Raw genomic sequence first — 18,194 nt, 5'->3', positions numbered from 1 at the left:
AATGAATATCATTGAAATATCTCATTTAAAAAAATCATTTGGAAATCATCATGTAATTACCGATTTAAATTTAACTATTCCTCAAAACTGTATTTATGGTTTTCTAGGAAAAAATGGTCAAGGTAAAACAACAACAATGAAAATGATTCTAGGTTTATTAAAAATTGATGAAGGAAGTATCAGTGTTTGCAATCAGCCTGTAACCTTTGGTCAAAACAAAACCAATCAATATATCGGATACCTACCAGATGTTCCATCATTTTATAATCATCTAAACGCTTTTGAATATTTAAAACTATGTGGTGAAATTACAGGATTGGATAAAAAAGAAATAAGTACGCGTAGTCAAAATTTACTTACTTTGGTTGATTTACAGGATAATTACCAACGAATCGGCACATACTCTCGGGGCATGAAACAGCGATTAGGAATTGTTCAGGCACTTTTAAATAAACCTAAGGTTCTAATTTGCGATGAGCCAACTAGTGCATTAGATCCCAAAGGACGCAAAGAAATATTAGATATTCTTATTAAAGTAAAAAAAGAAACCACTGTTCTATTTTCAACCCATATTCTTAGTGACATAGAAAGAATATGCGATTATGTAGCAATTATAAATAATGGAAAAGTGGTAATTAATGGTCAAATGGATGAATTAAAGCGTAATTATGGTAAAACTAAATTAATGATTCAATGGGCTAATCAAACTGATTTACAAAATGCACTACCATATTTCACTAATTATACTCTTGATCATTTAAAAATGATTTTTAATTCTAATGACTTAAAACAATTACAATTGGATACTTTAACTACTTTAACTCAACATCATCTACTACCTCAAATTATCGAAATCACTGAACCCTCAATAGAAGATTTATTTTTGGAGGCGGTATTATGAAAACTATCTTTATTCTTATAAAAAAGGAGTATCTTGAATATATTCGTGAACATAAACTAATTATTTTAGTTGCTGTTTTTGCTATTTTGGGTATATCAAATCCTTTGATCGCTAAAATGACACCATGGTTATTTGAACAATTTTTAAATGATGTTTCTATCACTATCCCTATTCCAACAGTTATTGATTCCTGGATGCAATTTTTTAAAAATATTGGACAAATAGCATTAATCATTTTTACAATTATTTTTAGTAATTGCATTAATCGGGAAATTAATCAAAGCACACTTATTAATTTACTAACCAAAGGGTTAAAGCGTCAATCAGTTATTTTATCTAAGTTTATTGCTCTAAGTAGTTTGTGGACAATATTATATGTACTTAGTATAGTTATTACTTGGGGTTACAATTGTTATTATTTTACTGGTTATCTTGCAAATTTACCAATTGCTTTATTTGCACTATGGCTCTTTGGAATCTTTATTATTTCTCTAATTATTTTAGGAAATCTTTTAATTAAAAATAATTATGGTGGATTATTATTAGCAGGTATTGTAATGATCATTGGATTATTTTTAAATGGATTTAATATTTTAAGTGACTATAATCCCATTGTATTATTTGCCAACAGTAACAACATCATGACAAATACTACAATAACTTGCACAATCAATATAATAATTACTACTATTTTAACGATTGGATGTATAATTTGTAGCATTAATATCTTTAATCATCAAGAAGTATAACATATATTATTATTCTACTCATATTTACCTCTAATTTGCATATTTTCAAATGAGGTGAAACTATGGAATATAAAGTAAATAAACCCTATCCTAAAATAGAGGTTACAGCACCAAATGAAACATACGGATTAATGATTCTTGATAATGTTGGTGGTATGAATTCTGAAACATCTGCCATTTGTCAATATATTTATGATCATGCTATTGCAGGAGAGGATTTTATTGATCTAAAGCAAACATTTTTAAATATTTCAATGGTCGAAATGCATCATTTAGATATCTTTATGGAATTATCATTAAAACTAGGAATGAATCCCCGATGGTGGAGTTGTCTAGATGATCAATGTAGTTATTGGTCACCATCATATCTAAATTATCCTAATCAAGTTTCTGAAGTTCTTCAAACTGCAATTGACAATGAATATCAAGCAATTGAAAAATATATGTATCAAGCTCGTGTAATTAAAGATCCACATATTGTAGCTATTTTAAAACGAATTATCGAAGATGAAGAATTGCATATTAAAATCCTAAAACAATGGGAGGCTAAATTAGTTAGATAAACTAACTAATTAGTCTCCCTTCTTTTAATAACTGTAATAATTCTAGGTTTTGAGCTGCACTACCAACGTAATTAGTTATTCCATTTAAGTTTGCAATACGCCGTCGATTTTCAAAACTAATATCTTCACCAATTTGTTTTAATGCATTAACAAAACTATCACCTACATAGTCTGGATTTGACAAATAATTAACTCTTCCCTCAATTACTTGATCATTAACCCACCCTTGATCTTCTCCGATAAGATATGGATTACGTGCATTTCTAACAATTCTAGTAATTCTTCCTACATTTCGATATGGTCGTAATGGATTAGTAGATTCACTTGTTAAAAAAACATAATTAAATCTAACTGTATCACCTATATTATATCGTTCTACAGGCGTATTTTTATCAAAGTTATTTTTTCCAGCAGCTTTGATTATTGCAGGAAAATCCTCGTAGCAATAATTTTCATCAACAATCGATGGTACTCCTTCTACTCTACCTGTTGAAGAAAATTGCCACATATCATATGGTTTATCAAAATTTAGTTCTGATGCATAATTAGCAACCCAACGTGTATATTGATCAAATATACTACTAGTAAGTTTTGTTCTCCACCAGTATAATGAAGCATACATTCCTACAAAATAACCATTTGCTTCCAACTCATCAGCAAATGTTTTAGCAATATTAGCAATCACTTCGTTTGATTGTTTTCCAGTAGTATTTTCATCTTCCAAATCATAGTATATTGGATACGCCATTTTATAATTTTTAACTAATCGCATTACGTGTCGAGCTTCACCTTTTGCATCACTACTATTTTTTGCATATGAATATAAATATACTCCAAACGGAATTCCTAATCTTGTACACTCATCAGCATTTCGTTTAAATAAATTATCATCCTGACCTGGAATATCTTGACCATAACCACATCTAATAATAGCAAAATCTATATGATCTTTTGCTACCTCCCAATCAATTAATCCCTGATATTGTGAGACATCAATTCCATATGTCAATACATCTGTTCTCTGTGCCATTATTTTTCCTCCCAATTTTAATATATGAAGATTTAAAAAAAATGTGTGACTTAAACAACATTTTTATCATTTTAATGATAAAATAAAAATATTGTGTTATAATCACAATGGTATGAGTTTTTTAAGCATACTATTAAAATCGAATATAAAAATTAATATTATATATTAAAAATTGGAGGTAAATTAAATGAAAAAATTATTCATTTATGCCTTAGGTGTTTGTACAGTATTAACATTAGCTGTCTCCCCGGCACCTATTAAGGCTACAGATTTTGAAGGTCAAGAAGATAAATACATGAAGATTTGTTCTTCATCTAACTTATCTAATAGTAATTTAAATACTTGTAAAGAGTTTAATAGTTATTTAAAAAGAAAAAACAAAGCACTAAAGAACCAGGTTAATGAAAGTAAAGCTCAAGCTTCTGATACTAAAGCTAATCTTGATAACATTACCAATGAAATTACTTCTTTAAACGATGATATAGCTCAAAAAGAAGCTGAAATCAACTATTTACAAACTTCTATTACTAATTTAGAAGCTAGTATTTCAAAAAAAGAAGAAGAACTTAAAGATCGAATGTATTCAATGCAATCTTACATGAATAATAATTCATATGTTGAATTTATATTTGGGGCATCAGATTTTTCTGATATGTTTTCTCGAATTGAAAGTGTCAATGAGTTGACTTCTTATGATAAAGAATTGATTTCTCAATTAGCAGATGAAAAGAAACAAGTGGAATCTCAAAAAGCTACTGTAGTTACTGCAAAAGCTAACATTGAGGCTCAAAGAGCTTCTAAAAAATCATTACAAGAACAATTCCAAGCTTTGTATATAAAACAAAACGCTGAAGCTATTGCTCAAGAAAAAGCTGCGCTACAAGCTAAAAATACTAGTGAAAAAATTGATGATAATTTAGCTGCCTTTGCTACAGCTGTAAAAGAATCTGAAGTTCCTAGTGGTAATGTAGTTTCTGGTAATTCTGAAATTGGAAATGCTATCGCTAATAAAGCATTAAGCAAACGTGGCAGTGTTTATGTATATGGAGCATGTCATAGTATGTCAGAAATCGCTAATCCAAATCAATCTACTTTTGATTGTTCTGGTTTAGTTAGCTGGGCTTTCTATCAAGCAGGTGTTAATATTGGTAGTAATAGTACTAAAACATTAGCAAACAAAGGTGTTTCTGTATCACGGAGCAGTATGCAGGCTGGTGACATTATCCTTTTTAGTAAAAACGGAAGTGCTAGCGGAATACACCATGTTGGTATTTATATTGGTGGAGGTAATATGGTGCATGCCCCACAAACTGGTGATGTAGTCAAAATAGCATCATTAAGTAGTGGTTATTATCAAGCTAACTGGTATGATGTTAGGAGATTATATTAAGATAGGCAACTGCCTATCTTTTTATTTTGACAAATTTTTAACATATTTTTACATGTTTTCCCTTTTATGTCAGAAAACTTATAAAGACTATTTACTTATGTCGATTTTTATAGGATAATGACTGTGTATTGAGGTGATTAAATGAAAGTAAAGAAAACTATATCGACAATATTAGTACTATCTATATTTACAACTACATATTCTAGTATATTACCAGTAAGTGCTGTTGATTTTGAAGGTAACGAAAATAAATATATGAATTTATGTTCATCTTCAAATATTTCTAACAGTAATAAATCAACATGCGAACAATTTAATAAATATCTTAAAAAGAAAAATAAAGATTTAACTGCGCAATTAGCAAATCAAAAAGAAGCTGCAAATGATACAAAGGCAACACTTGAAAATGTTCAAAAACAATTAGAGTCTTTAAATAAACAAATTAGTGATCGTGAAGCAGAGATTAATTATTTAACTACTACTATATCTAACCTTCAAGCAAATATAGAAAAGAATACTCAAATATTAAAAGATCGTATGTATTCGATGCAGTCTTATACAAATGAAAATACAATTATTAATTATATCTTTGGTGCATCAAACTTTTCTGATATGTTTGCTCGTATTGAGGGGTTTAATGAACTAACTAAAAATGATAAAGAATTGATTGAAGAATTAAATAATCAAAGAAAACAAGTGCAAGAACAACAAAAAACACTTGAAGACACAAAAGCTATACTATTAAATCAACAAGATGAACAAAAAGCATTACAAAGTAAATATACCGCCCTATTAGAGGAACAAAATAAAAATATCGCTTCTACTCAAAATGCGATTTATGACTATGGTGATATGACAGAAAGTCTAAGTGCTGCTATTGAAGAATTCAATAAAAATGCTTATGAAACTCCTACTCCACCTCCTCCCCCACCAAAACCAGATAATGGAAACAACTCAAGTAATAGTGGGGGTTCATCAAATAATAATGGCGGAAATAGCGGGAATAATGACAGTGATAACAATAACACTGGTGGAAATATTCCAAATAATGGAGATTTAGGTGAAAGAATTTATGCTGCTGCTTATACTAAATTAGGAGCCCGTTATTGGTGGGGGGCACAAGGTCCTACCTACTTTGACTGTTCTGGTTTTGTATATTGGAGTTTAAAACAAGCTAGCGTTGGCGGAGGAAGAAACACTGCTTCAGGATACTCTAAAATGTGGTCAAGTGTAAGTTTTTCTAATTCTAAAACTGGCGATCTTGTGTGTTTTGGTAATCCTGCATACCATATTGGAATTGTAATTGTCAACTCAGATGGATCTAGATCTATGATTCATGCTGGTGGTGGAGATAGTTCTACTCATGGTGACGATCCAAATGCATGTGTAAAAATATCATCTTTAGAACCTGGTTCTTATTATTATTCAAGAATTTCTACAATAAGACGCGTAAGCTAACACTGATTAAATAATCAGTGTTTTTTTATTCATATATATTCAAATGTTGCTAACATAATGCTATAATCATTCAAAGAACGGGGGTTATTATGAAATATATACATCAATTTTTAATTATTCTAACAGTTTCTTTTATTGGAGAATTACTTAGTCTAATAATACCATTACCAATCCCTGCTAGTGTTTATGGATTAGGAATTATGTTAATCTGTTTATTCACTGGTATTATAAAGTTACATCAAATCGAAGAAGTAGCAGACTGGTTAATTTTAGTTATGCCAGTGTTATTTGTTCCTTCAGCTGTTAGTTTAATCAATGTAAGTGAAGCTTTAATGAAAGATATTTTAGTTATTAGTATTGTTACTTTAGTTAGTACTATTGTTGTAATGATAGTTACAGGAAAAGTTGCTCAATCAATAATTGAAAGAAAGGAGCAAAATAAAAATGGATAAGATACTTATAGAAACAATATATTTTGGGCTTGTTATCAGCTTTTTATCATATTGGATTGCTATGCAAATTAGAAAGAAATTACCTTACCCCATTTTTAATCCGCTTTTAATTAGTGCAATTATTTGTATTATTATTTTAGTTGTGTTTGATATTGACTTTGATACATATAATAAAGGTGCTCAATTTATTACTATGTTATTAACTCCAGCAACTGTATGTCTAGCTGTACCTCTATATAAGCAAGTAAGAATACTGCTTCAACATCTTAATGCAATTATTATCAGTCTTCTAAGCGGCTGTATAGCTGGTTTAACTTCAATATTTATTATGTGTTTATTGATGAAAGCTGATCCAGTTATTTATTACTCACTACTACCTAAATCTATTACAACTGCTATTGCAATTGGAGTTTCTGATAAAATTGGCGGTAACTCTACTATTACTGTAGGCGTGGTAATTGTTACAGGTATCTTAGGAGCTATTATAGCCAAAAGCATTTGTAAAATATTTAAAATTAACCACCCTGTTGCAATTGGTTTAGCGCTTGGTAATAGTGCTCATGCTATTGGAACGGCTAAAGCTCTTGAATTTGGAGAAATTGAAGGTGCAATGAGCAGTTTATCAATTGTTATTGCTGGGATATTAACTGTAATTTTTGCTCCTATAATAGCTACACTAATATAACTAATAAAGATATTTATATAAATATCTTTTTTTATAACGAAAAAGGTTAGTCATTGACTAACCTTTGCATAAGTTTCAATTAATTATTTAGATAATTCAGCGAAATATTTGATTGTTCTAACCATGTTAGAAGTATATGAATTTTCATTATCATACCAAGCAACTGTTTGAACTTCAGTAGTTCCGTTGTCCATTGGTTTAACCATAGTTTGAGTTGCATCAAATAATGAACCATAGTTAATTCCAATAATATCAGAAGAAACTAATTGTTCTTCAGTATATCCAAATGATGGAGTAGCTGCTGCTTTCATAGCTGCATTTACTTCTTCAACTGTAACTTCACCTTCAACAACTGAAGTTAAGATTGTAGTTGATCCAGTAGGAACAGGTACACGTTGAGCAGAACCAATTAATTTTCCGTTTAATTCAGGGATAACTAATCCGATAGCTTTTGCTGCACCAGTTGAGTTAGGTACGATATTTACTGCAGCTGCACGAGCTCTTCTTAAATCACCTTTTCTATGAGGTCCGTCTAATACCATTTGGTCACCTGTGTAAGCATGTACTGTTAACATGATACCAGATTTAATTTTAGCTAAGTTATTTAAAGCGTTAGCCATTGGTGCTAAACAGTTAGTTGTACAAGATGCTGCAGAGATGATTGTATCATCAGCAGTTAAGATGTTTTCATTTACACCAAATACAACTGTTGGTAAGTCATTTCCTGCAGGAGCAGAAATAACAACTTTTTTAGCTCCAGCATCAATATGTGCTTGAGATTTAGCCTTAGATACATAGAAACCAGTACATTCTAATACTACATCTACACCGATTTCTCCCCAAGGTAATTTAGAAGCATCTGCTTCACTATAAATTTTAATTTCTTTTCCATCAACAGTGATTGAATCTTCACCAGCTGTAACTTTATCAGCTAATGCATATCTACCTTGTGCTGAATCATATTTTAATAAATGCGCTAACATTTTTGGATCAGTTAAATCGTTGATTGCTACAACTTCATATCCTTCAGCACCAAACATTTGTCTGAATGCAAGACGTCCAATGCGTCCAAATCCATTAATTGCTACTTTTACTGCCATTCTTTTTATTCCTCCTTGAATGTTCTTTATGAACATATTATATTCCAGAAAGCCAAGAAAAGCAACTAATGTAATGGGTTTCATTGAAAAATATTAAAAAAATAAAACTAAATTTCCTTATATCTACATACACGGCTTTTATATTACTTTTTTTGCATCTTATCATAAACTCAATTTAACTAAATGAAAGAGAAAATGAATAATTATTAATTAAATCACTATACTTAAATATGGAGGTAAGATAATGCATTTAGTTCCTACAGTAATTGAAAAAACAAACCAACGTGAATACGCATATGACATCTATTCACGTCTTTTAGAAGATCGGATAATTTTATTAACAGGTACCATTGATGATAAAATGGCAAGCAGTATTGTTGGTCAACTGTTATACTTAGAATCAGTTGATAACAACGCAGATATTTTTATGTATATAAATTCACCTGGTGGCAGTATCAATGCTGGTATGGCAATTTATGATACAATGAACTTTATTAAATGTGATGTTTCAACCATTGTAATTGGAATGGCAGCAAGTATGGCCGCCTTTTTATTGAGTGCTGGTGCTAAAGGAAAACGTTGTAGTTTACCAAATAGCGAAATAATGATTCATCAACCCTTAGGAGCTTTTGAAGGGCAGGCAAGTGATATTGAAATTACTGCTAATCGTATATTAAAGCAAAAAAATAAACTTAATAAAATTTTAAGTCAAAACACAAACCAGCCACTAAATAAAATAGTTATTGATACTGATCGTGATCATTTTTTAGAACCAGAGGAAGCATTAGACTATGGTCTTATCGATGAGATAATATAAAAGACATCCTAGGATGTCTTTTATATTATCTTCACATTTTTATATTGATAAGCTAACAAACATGATAACAAAAATATTCCTCCTGGTAACCAGAAAACAATAATATGATACCATTTTAACTTTACTCCCTTAAATCGATTTAACATCTCTCATACCCCTTCTTCAACAAACAGTATGTATACATATATAATATATTCCGGATTTGATAAAATAAATTATTTTTTATCTAATTTTTTATACATAAACACTGTCTCATCTTTAACTACAAACCCATTCTTTTTATAAAATTCAACACTATAAAAATCTTTTCCAGTTATTAAAGTAAAATTATCAATTTCTGGCATTTCTTTTTCCACTAATTCCATCATTTTTTTACCAATACCCATCCTTTGATAATCAGGATCAATATAAAAATCTTCTATCATGAAATCAATATCTTTAACATATGTGACTATTTTGCCACAAACAACACCAACAATCTTATTTTCTAATAAATAAGCATAACAACTTGTATAGTTACCATCGTCTAATTGCTTAATTCGCTGATAAGCTCGATCATAATTCCATTCTTCGTTCCATGGGGGATTTTTAAACGCTCTTATTAATAAGATTGCAACCTTATCATAATCATCTTTTTCTATTTTTTTCAACATATTATTTATACTCATAAAAAACAATACAAACAGTCTTGCTTAATTATAATCATCCTCAATAGTTGAATCAACATCTTCTTCTAATTCCTCAGAAACCTCTTCTTCATCATCAGCATAGATATCATTCATATCAATATGAACATCACTAAACTTATGACGACTTCTCAAATCCCAATTATTTTCGCCAACAGTAATAAAACGTCCATCTAATGTAATATTAGTGTAAAATAATGATTCTTTATCATCTTTTTGAATATCATCAAATTTTTTCATTTGACAAACTTCTTCCCATAATTTATAAAAATTAACAGCTGACTTCTTTTTAGACATTAATTCATATGCCACATCAACCATAGACATATTATAATATTTATTCATACTATCCATTTTAGTATTCCTCCTACATTTTTTCTGGAGCACTTACTCCAATTAGACCTAAAGCATTAGACATAGTAATTCTAGTAGCTTCTACTAATGCTAATCTTTGCCCACTTAATTCTAAATTATTTTCATCAATAACATAACATTCATTATAAAAACTATGAAATAACTGCGCCAACCTTTGAACATAGTTGGCAATTTTATGTGGTGCCCGATTAACTGCTCCATCAACTATTACAGCTCTAAATTCATTAATATGTTTAACCAATTCAATCTCTTTATTATTAATCAATAAATCATAGTTTTGACTATATTTTACATTTGCTTTAGCTGCCTGTGCTTTGATTGAGCACATTCTTGCATGAGCATACTGAGCATAATAAACTGGATTTTCATTTGATTTCGATTTTGCTAATCCAATATCAAAATCAAACGGTGTATTAGCTGCTTTAGAAACAAAAAAGTAGCGTGTTGCATCAATCCCAATTTCTTCAATTAAATCTTTAATCGTTACTGCATTTCCAGTTCTCTTTGACATTTTTACCGGTTCACCATTATTCATCATCCTAACCATTTGAATAATATCGATGTTTAATTGATCAGCATTGTACCCTAGTGCTTGAATCGCAGCTTTCATTCGATTGATATAACCATGATGATCTGCACCTAATAAATCAACTAGATATTCATATCCTCGATCTAACTTATTTAAATGATAAGCAATATCTGGTGTCAAATAAGTATATGAACCATCTCCCTTAATTAAAACTCGATCTTTATCATCACCAAATTCAGTCGACTTAAACCACAAAGCTCCTTCTTCTTCATAAGTATAACCAGCTTGTTTAAGTTTCTCAATTGTTGGAACAACTTTATTTTCCTCATATAGAGAAGTTTCAGAAAACCATACATCAAATGAAACTCTAAATTCACTTAAAATATCTTTTATCTTTTGTAATTCATATTCTGTACCTTTAGCTCTAAAAAAAGCAATTGCTTCATTTTCTGGCAAATTTAAATACTTATCACCATCTACTTCTTTAATCTTATTTGCTATATCAATAATATCTTTACCATGATATCCATCTTCAGGCATTATTGCCTCTTGAGCAAAAGCCTGTTTATAACGTGCATATAGCGATAATGCTAAATTATGAATTTGATTCCCAGCATCATTTATATAATATTCTCTTGTTACATCATAGCCTGCAGCATCCATGATCCTACAAATACTATCACCTACTGCGGCACCTTTTGCATGACCTAAATGTAAATCTCCAGTTGGATTTGCAGATACAAATTCAACATTATATTTAGTACCATTACCATAGTTTGTTTTACCATAATTTTCTTTTTCTTCTAAAACTTCTTTAATAATTGAAGTCATTGCATCTTTAGCTAGAAATAAATTTATAAATCCTGGTCCCGCAATTTCTATTTTTTCAATATTGGCAGTCTCTTTATTCAATGATTCTACTATAATATTAGCTATTTCACGAGGATTTCTTTTTAATAACTTTGTCAACTGCATTGCTAAATTAGTTGAATAATCACCATGTGACTTATCCTTAGGAATTTCAATCGTAATACTATCTTGATCATATTCCTCAACAAACCCACATGCTATAATTGCTTCTTTTAACGCACTTTTTAAAGTTGTTTCTATCTTATTAATTGCCATTATTGTCCTCCTTACGTTTTTACCACATATCTTTATTAAATTACCATTAAACCCTTATTAAGTCAATGTTTTTAAAGTAATTTATCTAAATAGTTCGTACTTCAAAAAACGACAATTTAAGTTTCTTCATCATCAAATTTCTTTGATTATAGTAATGGTGCAAATAACCTAAGTATTGCTTCCAGCCAGCCTCTAAATTTTCCTCTTTTTACAGCTTCTTCTGTTATCTCTTTACTTAAAGCAATTGTTTTTAAAAAATCTTCTTTAATATCACTAATTATTGGGGCATCATAAATATAAACCCCACATTCAAAATGTAAGTATAAGCTGCGATAATCCATATTTATCGTTCCAACAGTTGCCACCTTATCATCACAGACAAAATTTTTCGCATGAATAAAACCAGGAGTATACTCATAAATTTTTACTCCTCCTTTTACTAAAGGTTCATAATAAGAACGTGTTACTTTAAAAACAATTTTTTTATCAGGTACACCTGGTGTTACAATTCTTACGTCTACTCCACGCTGCACCGCTAAACAAAGTGCATTTTTTAATTCATCATTGATAATTAAATATGGTGTATCAATATATATGTATTTTTGAGCCTGATTTATCATATTTAAATAAACATTTTTACCAACAGGTTTATTATCAAGAGGTGAATCTCCATAAGGTAAAATAAAACCTGTTGATTCAAAGCTATGTACAGGATAATGCCGTGGATGATATTTATCATAATCTTCATATGTATTTAAAGAAGCATTCCATGTGGTCAAAAACATTAGTGTAAGATTCCATACTGCTTCACCTTGTATCATTACACCAGTATCTTTCCAATGACCATATTTAACTTTTACATTAATATACTCATCTGCTAAATTAAACCCTCCACTAAAACCAATATTCCCATCAATAACTGTTATTTTTCGATGATCACGTGTATTCATTACCGCCGAAAGAAATGGAACAAAATGATTAAATGCAATGCATTTAATTCCATAACTTTCTAATTTTCGATAATATTTAAAAGGAAGCATTGTTAGCGAACCTACGTCATCATACATAAAACGTACTTCTACCCCCTCTTTTACTTTTTGTTTCAAAATATTTAAAACAGCATTAAACATTTTACCTTCTTCAACAATAAAGTATTCCATAAAAATAAAGTGCTTTGCTTTTGCCAATTCGACTAGTAGATTTGGATAAGCATCATCACCTAATGAATAATACTTAATTTTACTATTATTGTAGATAGGAAATTTTTCATTTACCAAATAATTAACCTGTCCTTTTATAATTGGATCAGATATTTTATCTATTACATTATTAGGATATATATATGGTCTAATTGCTTCATTTTGCTTATTAAAAGCAGTCTGTAATCCCTTAGTTGGTTTTTTATTGCCAAAAACAACATATAATAAACCACCAAAAACTGGAAAAGATAATATTGGAATTAGCCAAATAATCTTATAACCAGGATCATCATCATCATTATTTATTATATATAAAGTTACAAGCATACTTAAAGTAATAAATAACCAACGTAAAGTACTTGAATCAATGAAAAGAAAGTGCATAAATAATGCAATCCAAATCATTTGAATAACAATTAAAATAATCGATACAATTATTCGATTAGATAAAAACTTTAATAATTTCATCTCAGTTCTCCAATATTACATAAGAAAGCATCATATATACTTGACTAATTAAATTAAGCCCATCATATAATTCATACTTTATCTTAACAGTATTACCAATTTCATAATTTATAAGTCGTGTCTTTAACGAAATTACACCATAATCGGTTTGATATTGATTTAAAATATCTCTTCCTGAAACTAAACGTAAAATACTGTTTCCATTATGTAAAACAATCTCACTTGTTTTTAATTCTATTGTAACTAATTGATCACCCATAAAACTAATTATTTTACAATCTTCACTTTCTTCTAAATATCCTTTTTGATCGAATTTAATAGTTTCTTGATAATCTTCATATTTAAAGATATTACGATATTTAACTTTAATTACTTTTTTCATTATATCACCGTGCATATTATAACACAAATCCGTCAAGAATACTTTTGGTGAGATAATGAAAAAATTAATAAAAATATTTGTAACTATTTTAGCTAGTTTTGCTGGTATACTTTTATCATTATATATTATTGCTTATTCTATGGGAGCACCTGATTTAAATAAAAATCGATATTTAAAACTATATGATGATAATCAAGAAATATACTATCAGTCAATCAATGATTATACAGGTCATTATGTATCATTAGACAATGTTAGTAAATATTTTACAGATAGCATTGTTGCTATTGAAGATCAACGTTTTTATAAACATCGAGGATTTGACCCAGTGGGAATTATGAGGGCTGTAAAAGTAAACCTAACTAATCAAAAAAAATCACAAGGGGCCAGTACGATTACACAGCAATATGCACGATTATTGTATTTAACTAATGAAAAATCATGGTCTAGAAAATTTAAAGAGGCTTTTTTAACAATGCAATTAGAAACTCATCTTAGTAAAGATGATATATTAGAAGGTTATATCAATAATGTGTATTTTGGTCATGGCATATATGGTATTGAAAACGCAGCCCAATATTTTTATGGTAAAAGTGCTAAAGAGCTAGATTTGAATGAAAGTAGTATGTTAGCAGGAGTTGTTAATGGACCTACTTATTTTTCTCCTCTTAACGATCAGAAAGCTGCTCGTAAAAGACAATCTATTGTCTTAGATGCTCTAATTGATTGTAACAAAATTAATAAACAGCAAAAACAACAAGTCTTAAAAAGCGAGCTAAACCTAGCAACCGAACATAAAATTAATGATAATCTTGCTAATAATTTTTATAAAGATGCAGTTATAGATGAGTTAGAAGAATTAGGATATTATAATAATACTTACTTAAATCAAGGATTAAATGTCTATACTACTTTTAATCAAGACTATCAAAAAGTACTTGAAAAAAGTGCTAAAGATTATACAAAAGGTAGTGAAGTTGAAACATCTAGTATTGTTGTAGAACCTTATACTAGTAAAGTACTGGCTTTAATCGGTGGTAAGGATTATACTGTTTCACAATTTAATCGTGCTACTAAATCAAATCGACAAATTGGTAGTACTGTTAAACCTCTGCTATATTATCTTGCATTAGAAAATGGTTTTACTCCATCCACCACTTTTTTAGATGAACCAACAACATTTAAACTTGAAGATAACAGCACTTACAGTCCTAGTAATTATAACGATAAATATGCTTATAAAGATATTACCTTAGCACAAGCAATAGCTGTATCTGATAATATTTTTGCGGTTAAAACCCATTTATTTTTAGGTACAGATAATCTTGCTTCATTAATTAAAAAATTCGACATCAAAAACGTTAAATCAAATGCTTCATTAGCTTTAGGTACAGTTAATACTAATATTTATAATTTAGCCAATATGTATAATACTATAGCTAGCGAAGGAATATATAATCATCTCTATACAATTGAAAAAATCACTAATAATGATGGCGATATTTTATATCAACAAAAAGCCAAAGATAAACAAATGTTAAATCAAGATACATGTTTAGCACTTTCACAACTTTTAACTGCAACTTTTGATAGTACATATAGTACATACCTACAAGCAACAATGGCTGCATATCAATTAGATAATATTAATGCTTGTAAAACAGGAAGTACAGATTTTGATAACCTTGCTGTTGCTTACAATCCTAATGTTTTGGTTGCTAGTTGGGTAGGTTATGATGATAATCGAAAAATGGAGAGCACAAATGATAAAACAGTTGCTAAAAAAACTGTCATTGATGTTTTAAATTATACCAACGAAAATAAAGACGTTACCTGGTATCAGCCTACTAAAAACCTTCAAGCAATAGCTATTAATCCTCTTACAGGAGATTTTGATGAAAATGGGATAGTTTATTGGTTTAAGAAAGAATAATCCGGAATTTTAAAATTCCGGATAAAATATTTTATGATCAATTTTATTTTTAGTAGAATTAGTTATTGCCCCAACAATCTCTGATACTTCTGGTAAAACTTTTAACTCTCGATTCACCAGTATTTCTATTTCTCCAATCTCATTTCCATTATTATAATATAAATAAGGAATCTGACTTTGATCATCACTAACTACATAATAATGAGGATCAAACCCTTTTTGACGATATAAATCCATTATTCTTAACTTTTCTTCATCACTTTTTAAATCTTGGTACAAAAACAATTTCCGATTTAAAAAACGATTACATAAATCAGCTAAGATCCTATCTTTCCCCTCACTTAACACCCTAAAATAATACAAAACGATACTCTCATCTAACTTTGTATATGCGACCTCATCTACATTATCTTCTAAAAAGGGTAATAAATAACGAATATCCCCAAAATCATATTCCATAATATAAAGGTCTTTCATTCTCCTAAAAATACTAATTAATAACTGTTCATAACTTCTTGATGTAGGATGATAATATACCTGCCAATACATATGATATCTAGCTAGGATATAATTTTCAATTGCTTGAACTCCTGAATCTTTATATACTATCTTATTGTTTACTACTTTCATTACTCTTAAGATTCGATATAAATCAAAATGACCATAAGTTGTACCCGTAAAATATGAATCCCTTAATAAATAATCCATTCTATCAGCATCTAATTGACTTGAGATCATTTGAATCAGTATTTTGTTAGGATGCTTTTTTTCAATAATACTACTTACCTTTTTAGAAAATCCTGGTTCAAAACTCTCTAAAATATGATTTACCTCACTATCACCCTCAATAATTTTAATCGTAAATTTCTCATGATTCAAACCAAACGCCCCTTCAAAACAATGTGAAAATGGCCCATGACCAATATCATGCAACAAAGCTGCACACATCACTGTAAGTTTATCATAATCATTAATATATTCACCTACATCACTATTAAAAATCATTTTTCGTACAATAAAATAAACACCTAATGAATGACAAAACCTTGAATGTTCTGCACTTTGATAAACTTGGTGTGTCCCACCTAACTGCTTAATTCTTCTTAAACGCTGCATCTCTTTTGAATTAATTAATTCTAATAAAACTGGTTGATCAACATGAATATAGTTATGTACAGCATCTCTAAAAACTTTACTGTCGTTTAATTTTGTATACTGTAACTTATATGCTTGTGGATTCATTTTTTCACCCCCGTAAAGTAGTAGATAGTATTTTCTTTTGTATTTTAATTATAATATATATTAAGAGTTTATGCTATAATGTCTTTAGGAGGAATAATAAATGTATATTAAAATCAACGAAGCAACTGACTATATTAAATCCCAATATCATGGAAAAATTGATATCGCTATTATTCTTGGATCTGGTTTAGGATCCTTAGCTAATGAAATAAAAAATCAAATTGAATTAGATTATCGTGATATTCCACACTTCCCTATAACCACATTAGAAGGGCATGCAGGTAAACTAATTATAGGTAGTTTAGAGAATAAAACAGTAATTGCTATGAAAGGTCGATTTCATTACTATGAAGGTAATAATATGGATATTGTTACTTTACCAATTAGAGTATTTAAAAAATTAGGTATAAATAATCTAATTCTCACAAATGCTTGTGGAGGTATTCGCGATGATCTAAATCCTGGTGATATTATGGTTATTAATGATCATATTAGCTTATTTGCACCTAGTCCCTTAAGAGGTCCTAATCTTGATGAATTTGGTCCTCGATTCAAAGATATGAGTGAAGTTTATGATCATAAATTGAAAGAACTAGCACATAACGTAGCTAAACAAAATAATATTAATTTAAAAGATGGTGTATATGCCTTTTTTAAGGGCCCTATGTATGAAACTCCCGCTGAAATTTTAGCCTATAAATCACTAGGGGCCGACACTGTTGGTATGTCTACCGTTCCTGAAGCTATAGTTGCACATCACTGTGATATACGTACCTTAGGAATTTCACTGATTACTAATAAAGCAGCTGGTTTATCACACCAAAAATTAGATCATCAAGAGGTAGTTGAAAATGCTCATCAAGCTGAAAAAAAATTAATTACTCTTATTAAAGGAATTATAAATAAATGGTAATAAGCATCCGATTGGATGTTTATTTTTTTAGTTTCTTTTTATATATTTAATACTAATTTATTTCATCAAAAAAATACGCTAAGAACAGCTAAATCTTCTTCTATTTTATCCACAATATAGATTCCTTTTAATTTTGCAATTTAATCATAACCACGCCTAAAAGACGTGGTATGCACTCGCCCTGTAAGGGCATGCTG

Annotated in this window: 19 protein-coding genes; 10 read left to right on the top strand and 9 right to left on the bottom strand. The window is 29.4% G+C overall.

Features of this window, described 5'->3' with window-relative positions:
* The first annotated feature begins 1 nt into the window (after window position 1).
* The 3 genes from ACLR9T_RS09735 to ACLR9T_RS09725 all read left to right on the top strand — a co-directional run bounded on the left by ACLR9T_RS09735 (window position 2) and on the right by ACLR9T_RS09725 (window position 2,213).
* Window positions 2–901, top strand: coding sequence for an ABC transporter ATP-binding protein (locus tag ACLR9T_RS09735; RefSeq protein WP_413109349.1), 900 nt, complete (start codon window positions 2–4; stop codon window positions 899–901).
* Window positions 898–1,650 carry an ABC transporter permease gene (locus ACLR9T_RS09730; RefSeq protein WP_413109348.1) on the top strand — a complete coding sequence of 251 codons (753 nt, stop codon included), beginning with the start codon at window positions 898–900 and terminating at the stop codon, window positions 1,648–1,650. Before ACLR9T_RS09735 ends, ACLR9T_RS09730 begins: the two co-directional genes overlap by 4 nt.
* Window positions 1,651–1,712: 62 nt before the next feature.
* A complete protein-coding gene (locus ACLR9T_RS09725) occupies window positions 1,713–2,213 on the top strand; it encodes a ferritin-like domain-containing protein (RefSeq protein WP_413109347.1) in 501 nt (166 codons plus the stop codon).
* A 1-nt stretch (window position 2,214) separates the two neighbouring features.
* Here the strand turns inward: ACLR9T_RS09725 and ACLR9T_RS09720 are convergent, their stop codons facing one another.
* Window positions 2,215–3,243, bottom strand: coding sequence for a glycoside hydrolase family 25 protein (locus ACLR9T_RS09720; RefSeq protein WP_413109346.1), 1,029 nt, complete (start codon window positions 3,241–3,243; stop codon window positions 2,215–2,217).
* A gap of 187 nt (window positions 3,244–3,430) precedes the next feature.
* Between ACLR9T_RS09720 and ACLR9T_RS09715 the strand changes: the two genes are divergently transcribed.
* From ACLR9T_RS09715 to ACLR9T_RS09700, 4 genes are all read left to right on the top strand, one after another.
* Window positions 3,431–4,633, top strand: a complete 1,203-nt coding sequence (locus ACLR9T_RS09715; protein WP_413109345.1) for an NlpC/P60 family protein — start codon at window positions 3,431–3,433, stop codon at window positions 4,631–4,633.
* A 141-nt stretch (window positions 4,634–4,774) separates the two neighbouring features.
* Entirely contained in the window at window positions 4,775–6,091 is a 1,317-nt protein-coding gene (locus ACLR9T_RS09710; RefSeq protein WP_413109344.1) for a coiled-coil domain-containing protein, read from the top strand.
* A gap of 89 nt (window positions 6,092–6,180) precedes the next feature.
* Window positions 6,181–6,543, top strand: a complete 363-nt coding sequence (locus ACLR9T_RS09705) for a CidA/LrgA family protein (RefSeq protein WP_413109343.1) — start codon at window positions 6,181–6,183, stop codon at window positions 6,541–6,543.
* Window positions 6,536–7,228, top strand: coding sequence for an LrgB family protein (locus ACLR9T_RS09700; RefSeq protein ID WP_413109342.1), 693 nt, complete (start codon window positions 6,536–6,538; stop codon window positions 7,226–7,228). The genes ACLR9T_RS09705 and ACLR9T_RS09700 overlap by 8 nt, the downstream gene beginning before the upstream one ends.
* 83 nt (window positions 7,229–7,311) lie before the next feature.
* Here the strand turns inward: ACLR9T_RS09700 and gap are convergent, their stop codons facing one another.
* Window positions 7,312–8,328 carry a type I glyceraldehyde-3-phosphate dehydrogenase gene (gene gap / locus ACLR9T_RS09695; protein WP_413109341.1) on the bottom strand — a complete coding sequence of 339 codons (1,017 nt, stop codon included), beginning with the start codon at window positions 8,326–8,328 and terminating at the stop codon, window positions 7,312–7,314.
* 244 nt (window positions 8,329–8,572) lie between these two features.
* Between gap and ACLR9T_RS09690 the strand changes: the two genes are divergently transcribed.
* Complete coding sequence (locus ACLR9T_RS09690; RefSeq protein WP_413109340.1) at window positions 8,573–9,145, top strand: ATP-dependent Clp protease proteolytic subunit; 573 nt, start codon at window positions 8,573–8,575, stop codon at window positions 9,143–9,145.
* 20 nt (window positions 9,146–9,165) lie between these two features.
* On the opposite strand, the gene ACLR9T_RS09685 is transcribed toward ACLR9T_RS09690, so the two are convergent.
* The 6 genes from ACLR9T_RS09685 to ACLR9T_RS09660 all read right to left on the bottom strand — a co-directional run bounded on the left by ACLR9T_RS09685 (window position 9,166) and on the right by ACLR9T_RS09660 (window position 13,909).
* Window positions 9,166–9,291: a hypothetical protein gene (locus ACLR9T_RS09685; protein ID WP_413109339.1), complete on the bottom strand. Its 126-nt coding sequence runs from the start codon at window positions 9,289–9,291 to the stop codon at window positions 9,166–9,168.
* Between the two features lie 69 nt (window positions 9,292–9,360).
* Window positions 9,361–9,798, bottom strand: a complete 438-nt coding sequence (locus tag ACLR9T_RS09680) for a GNAT family N-acetyltransferase (protein ID WP_413109338.1) — start codon at window positions 9,796–9,798, stop codon at window positions 9,361–9,363.
* 39 nt (window positions 9,799–9,837) lie between these two features.
* Window positions 9,838–10,185 (bottom strand): DNA-directed RNA polymerase subunit delta, encoded by a 348-nt coding sequence (rpoE, locus tag ACLR9T_RS09675; RefSeq protein ID WP_413109337.1) that lies wholly within the window; start codon window positions 10,183–10,185, stop codon window positions 9,838–9,840.
* Window positions 10,186–10,198: 13 nt separating this feature from the next.
* Window positions 10,199–11,860: an arginine--tRNA ligase gene (argS, locus tag ACLR9T_RS09670; RefSeq protein ID WP_413109336.1), complete on the bottom strand. Its 1,662-nt coding sequence runs from the start codon at window positions 11,858–11,860 to the stop codon at window positions 10,199–10,201.
* A 146-nt stretch (window positions 11,861–12,006) separates the two neighbouring features.
* Window positions 12,007–13,527: a cardiolipin synthase gene (gene cls / locus ACLR9T_RS09665; RefSeq protein WP_413109335.1), complete on the bottom strand. Its 1,521-nt coding sequence runs from the start codon at window positions 13,525–13,527 to the stop codon at window positions 12,007–12,009.
* A gap of 1 nt (window position 13,528) precedes the next feature.
* Window positions 13,529–13,909 (bottom strand): DUF1934 domain-containing protein, encoded by a 381-nt coding sequence (locus tag ACLR9T_RS09660; protein WP_413109334.1) that lies wholly within the window; start codon window positions 13,907–13,909, stop codon window positions 13,529–13,531.
* Window positions 13,910–13,964: 55 nt separating this feature from the next.
* On the opposite strand from ACLR9T_RS09660, the gene ACLR9T_RS09655 reads away from it, so the two are divergent.
* On the top strand, window positions 13,965–15,842 hold the full coding sequence (locus ACLR9T_RS09655; protein ID WP_413109333.1) for a transglycosylase domain-containing protein: 1,878 nt from the start codon (window positions 13,965–13,967) through the stop codon (window positions 15,840–15,842).
* A 9-nt stretch (window positions 15,843–15,851) separates the two neighbouring features.
* Here the strand turns inward: ACLR9T_RS09655 and ACLR9T_RS09650 are convergent, their stop codons facing one another.
* Window positions 15,852–17,084 carry an HD domain-containing protein gene (locus ACLR9T_RS09650; protein WP_413109332.1) on the bottom strand — a complete coding sequence of 411 codons (1,233 nt, stop codon included), beginning with the start codon at window positions 17,082–17,084 and terminating at the stop codon, window positions 15,852–15,854.
* A 100-nt stretch (window positions 17,085–17,184) separates the two neighbouring features.
* Here ACLR9T_RS09650 and ACLR9T_RS09645 point away from each other — a divergent pair, with 100 nt between their 5' ends.
* Window positions 17,185–17,997: a purine-nucleoside phosphorylase gene (locus tag ACLR9T_RS09645; protein ID WP_413109331.1), complete on the top strand. Its 813-nt coding sequence runs from the start codon at window positions 17,185–17,187 to the stop codon at window positions 17,995–17,997.
* Window positions 17,998–18,194: the final 197 nt, after the last annotated feature.

It is taken from the genome of Thomasclavelia sp. (genome assembly GCF_047249845.1).
Taxonomy (GTDB): domain Bacteria; phylum Bacillota_I; class Bacilli_A; order Erysipelotrichales; family Coprobacillaceae; genus Thomasclavelia.
The sequence above is the reverse complement of the archived record's forward strand: the minus strand, read 5'-3'. Positions and strand labels throughout refer to the sequence as shown.

What these genes read in the sequence shown, in the direction of transcription:
- ACLR9T_RS09735 (WP_413109349.1), top strand. Translation starts at nt 2, where the DNA reads ATGAATATCATTGAAATATCTCATTTAAAAAAATCATTTGGAAATCAT.
- ACLR9T_RS09730 (WP_413109348.1), top strand. Translation starts at nt 898, where the DNA reads ATGAAAACTATCTTTATTCTTATAAAAAAGGAGTATCTTGAATATATT.
- ACLR9T_RS09725 (WP_413109347.1), top strand. Translation starts at nt 1,713, where the DNA reads ATGGAATATAAAGTAAATAAACCCTATCCTAAAATAGAGGTTACAGCA.
- ACLR9T_RS09720 (WP_413109346.1), bottom strand. Translation starts at nt 3,243, where the DNA reads ATGGCACAGAGAACAGATGTATTGACATATGGAATTGATGTCTCACAA.
- ACLR9T_RS09715 (WP_413109345.1), top strand. Translation starts at nt 3,431, where the DNA reads ATGAAAAAATTATTCATTTATGCCTTAGGTGTTTGTACAGTATTAACA.
- ACLR9T_RS09710 (WP_413109344.1), top strand. Translation starts at nt 4,775, where the DNA reads ATGAAAGTAAAGAAAACTATATCGACAATATTAGTACTATCTATATTT.
- ACLR9T_RS09705 (WP_413109343.1), top strand. Translation starts at nt 6,181, where the DNA reads ATGAAATATATACATCAATTTTTAATTATTCTAACAGTTTCTTTTATT.
- ACLR9T_RS09700 (WP_413109342.1), top strand. Translation starts at nt 6,536, where the DNA reads ATGGATAAGATACTTATAGAAACAATATATTTTGGGCTTGTTATCAGC.
- gap (WP_413109341.1), bottom strand. Translation starts at nt 8,328, where the DNA reads ATGGCAGTAAAAGTAGCAATTAATGGATTTGGACGCATTGGACGTCTT.
- ACLR9T_RS09690 (WP_413109340.1), top strand. Translation starts at nt 8,573, where the DNA reads ATGCATTTAGTTCCTACAGTAATTGAAAAAACAAACCAACGTGAATAC.
- ACLR9T_RS09685 (WP_413109339.1), bottom strand. Translation starts at nt 9,291, where the DNA reads ATGTTAAATCGATTTAAGGGAGTAAAGTTAAAATGGTATCATATTATT.
- ACLR9T_RS09680 (WP_413109338.1), bottom strand. Translation starts at nt 9,798, where the DNA reads ATGTTGAAAAAAATAGAAAAAGATGATTATGATAAGGTTGCAATCTTA.
- rpoE (WP_413109337.1), bottom strand. Translation starts at nt 10,185, where the DNA reads ATGGATAGTATGAATAAATATTATAATATGTCTATGGTTGATGTGGCA.
- argS (WP_413109336.1), bottom strand. Translation starts at nt 11,860, where the DNA reads ATGGCAATTAATAAGATAGAAACAACTTTAAAAAGTGCGTTAAAAGAA.
- cls (WP_413109335.1), bottom strand. Translation starts at nt 13,527, where the DNA reads ATGAAATTATTAAAGTTTTTATCTAATCGAATAATTGTATCGATTATT.
- ACLR9T_RS09660 (WP_413109334.1), bottom strand. Translation starts at nt 13,909, where the DNA reads ATGAAAAAAGTAATTAAAGTTAAATATCGTAATATCTTTAAATATGAA.
- ACLR9T_RS09655 (WP_413109333.1), top strand. Translation starts at nt 13,965, where the DNA reads ATGAAAAAATTAATAAAAATATTTGTAACTATTTTAGCTAGTTTTGCT.
- ACLR9T_RS09650 (WP_413109332.1), bottom strand. Translation starts at nt 17,084, where the DNA reads ATGAATCCACAAGCATATAAGTTACAGTATACAAAATTAAACGACAGT.
- ACLR9T_RS09645 (WP_413109331.1), top strand. Translation starts at nt 17,185, where the DNA reads ATGTATATTAAAATCAACGAAGCAACTGACTATATTAAATCCCAATAT.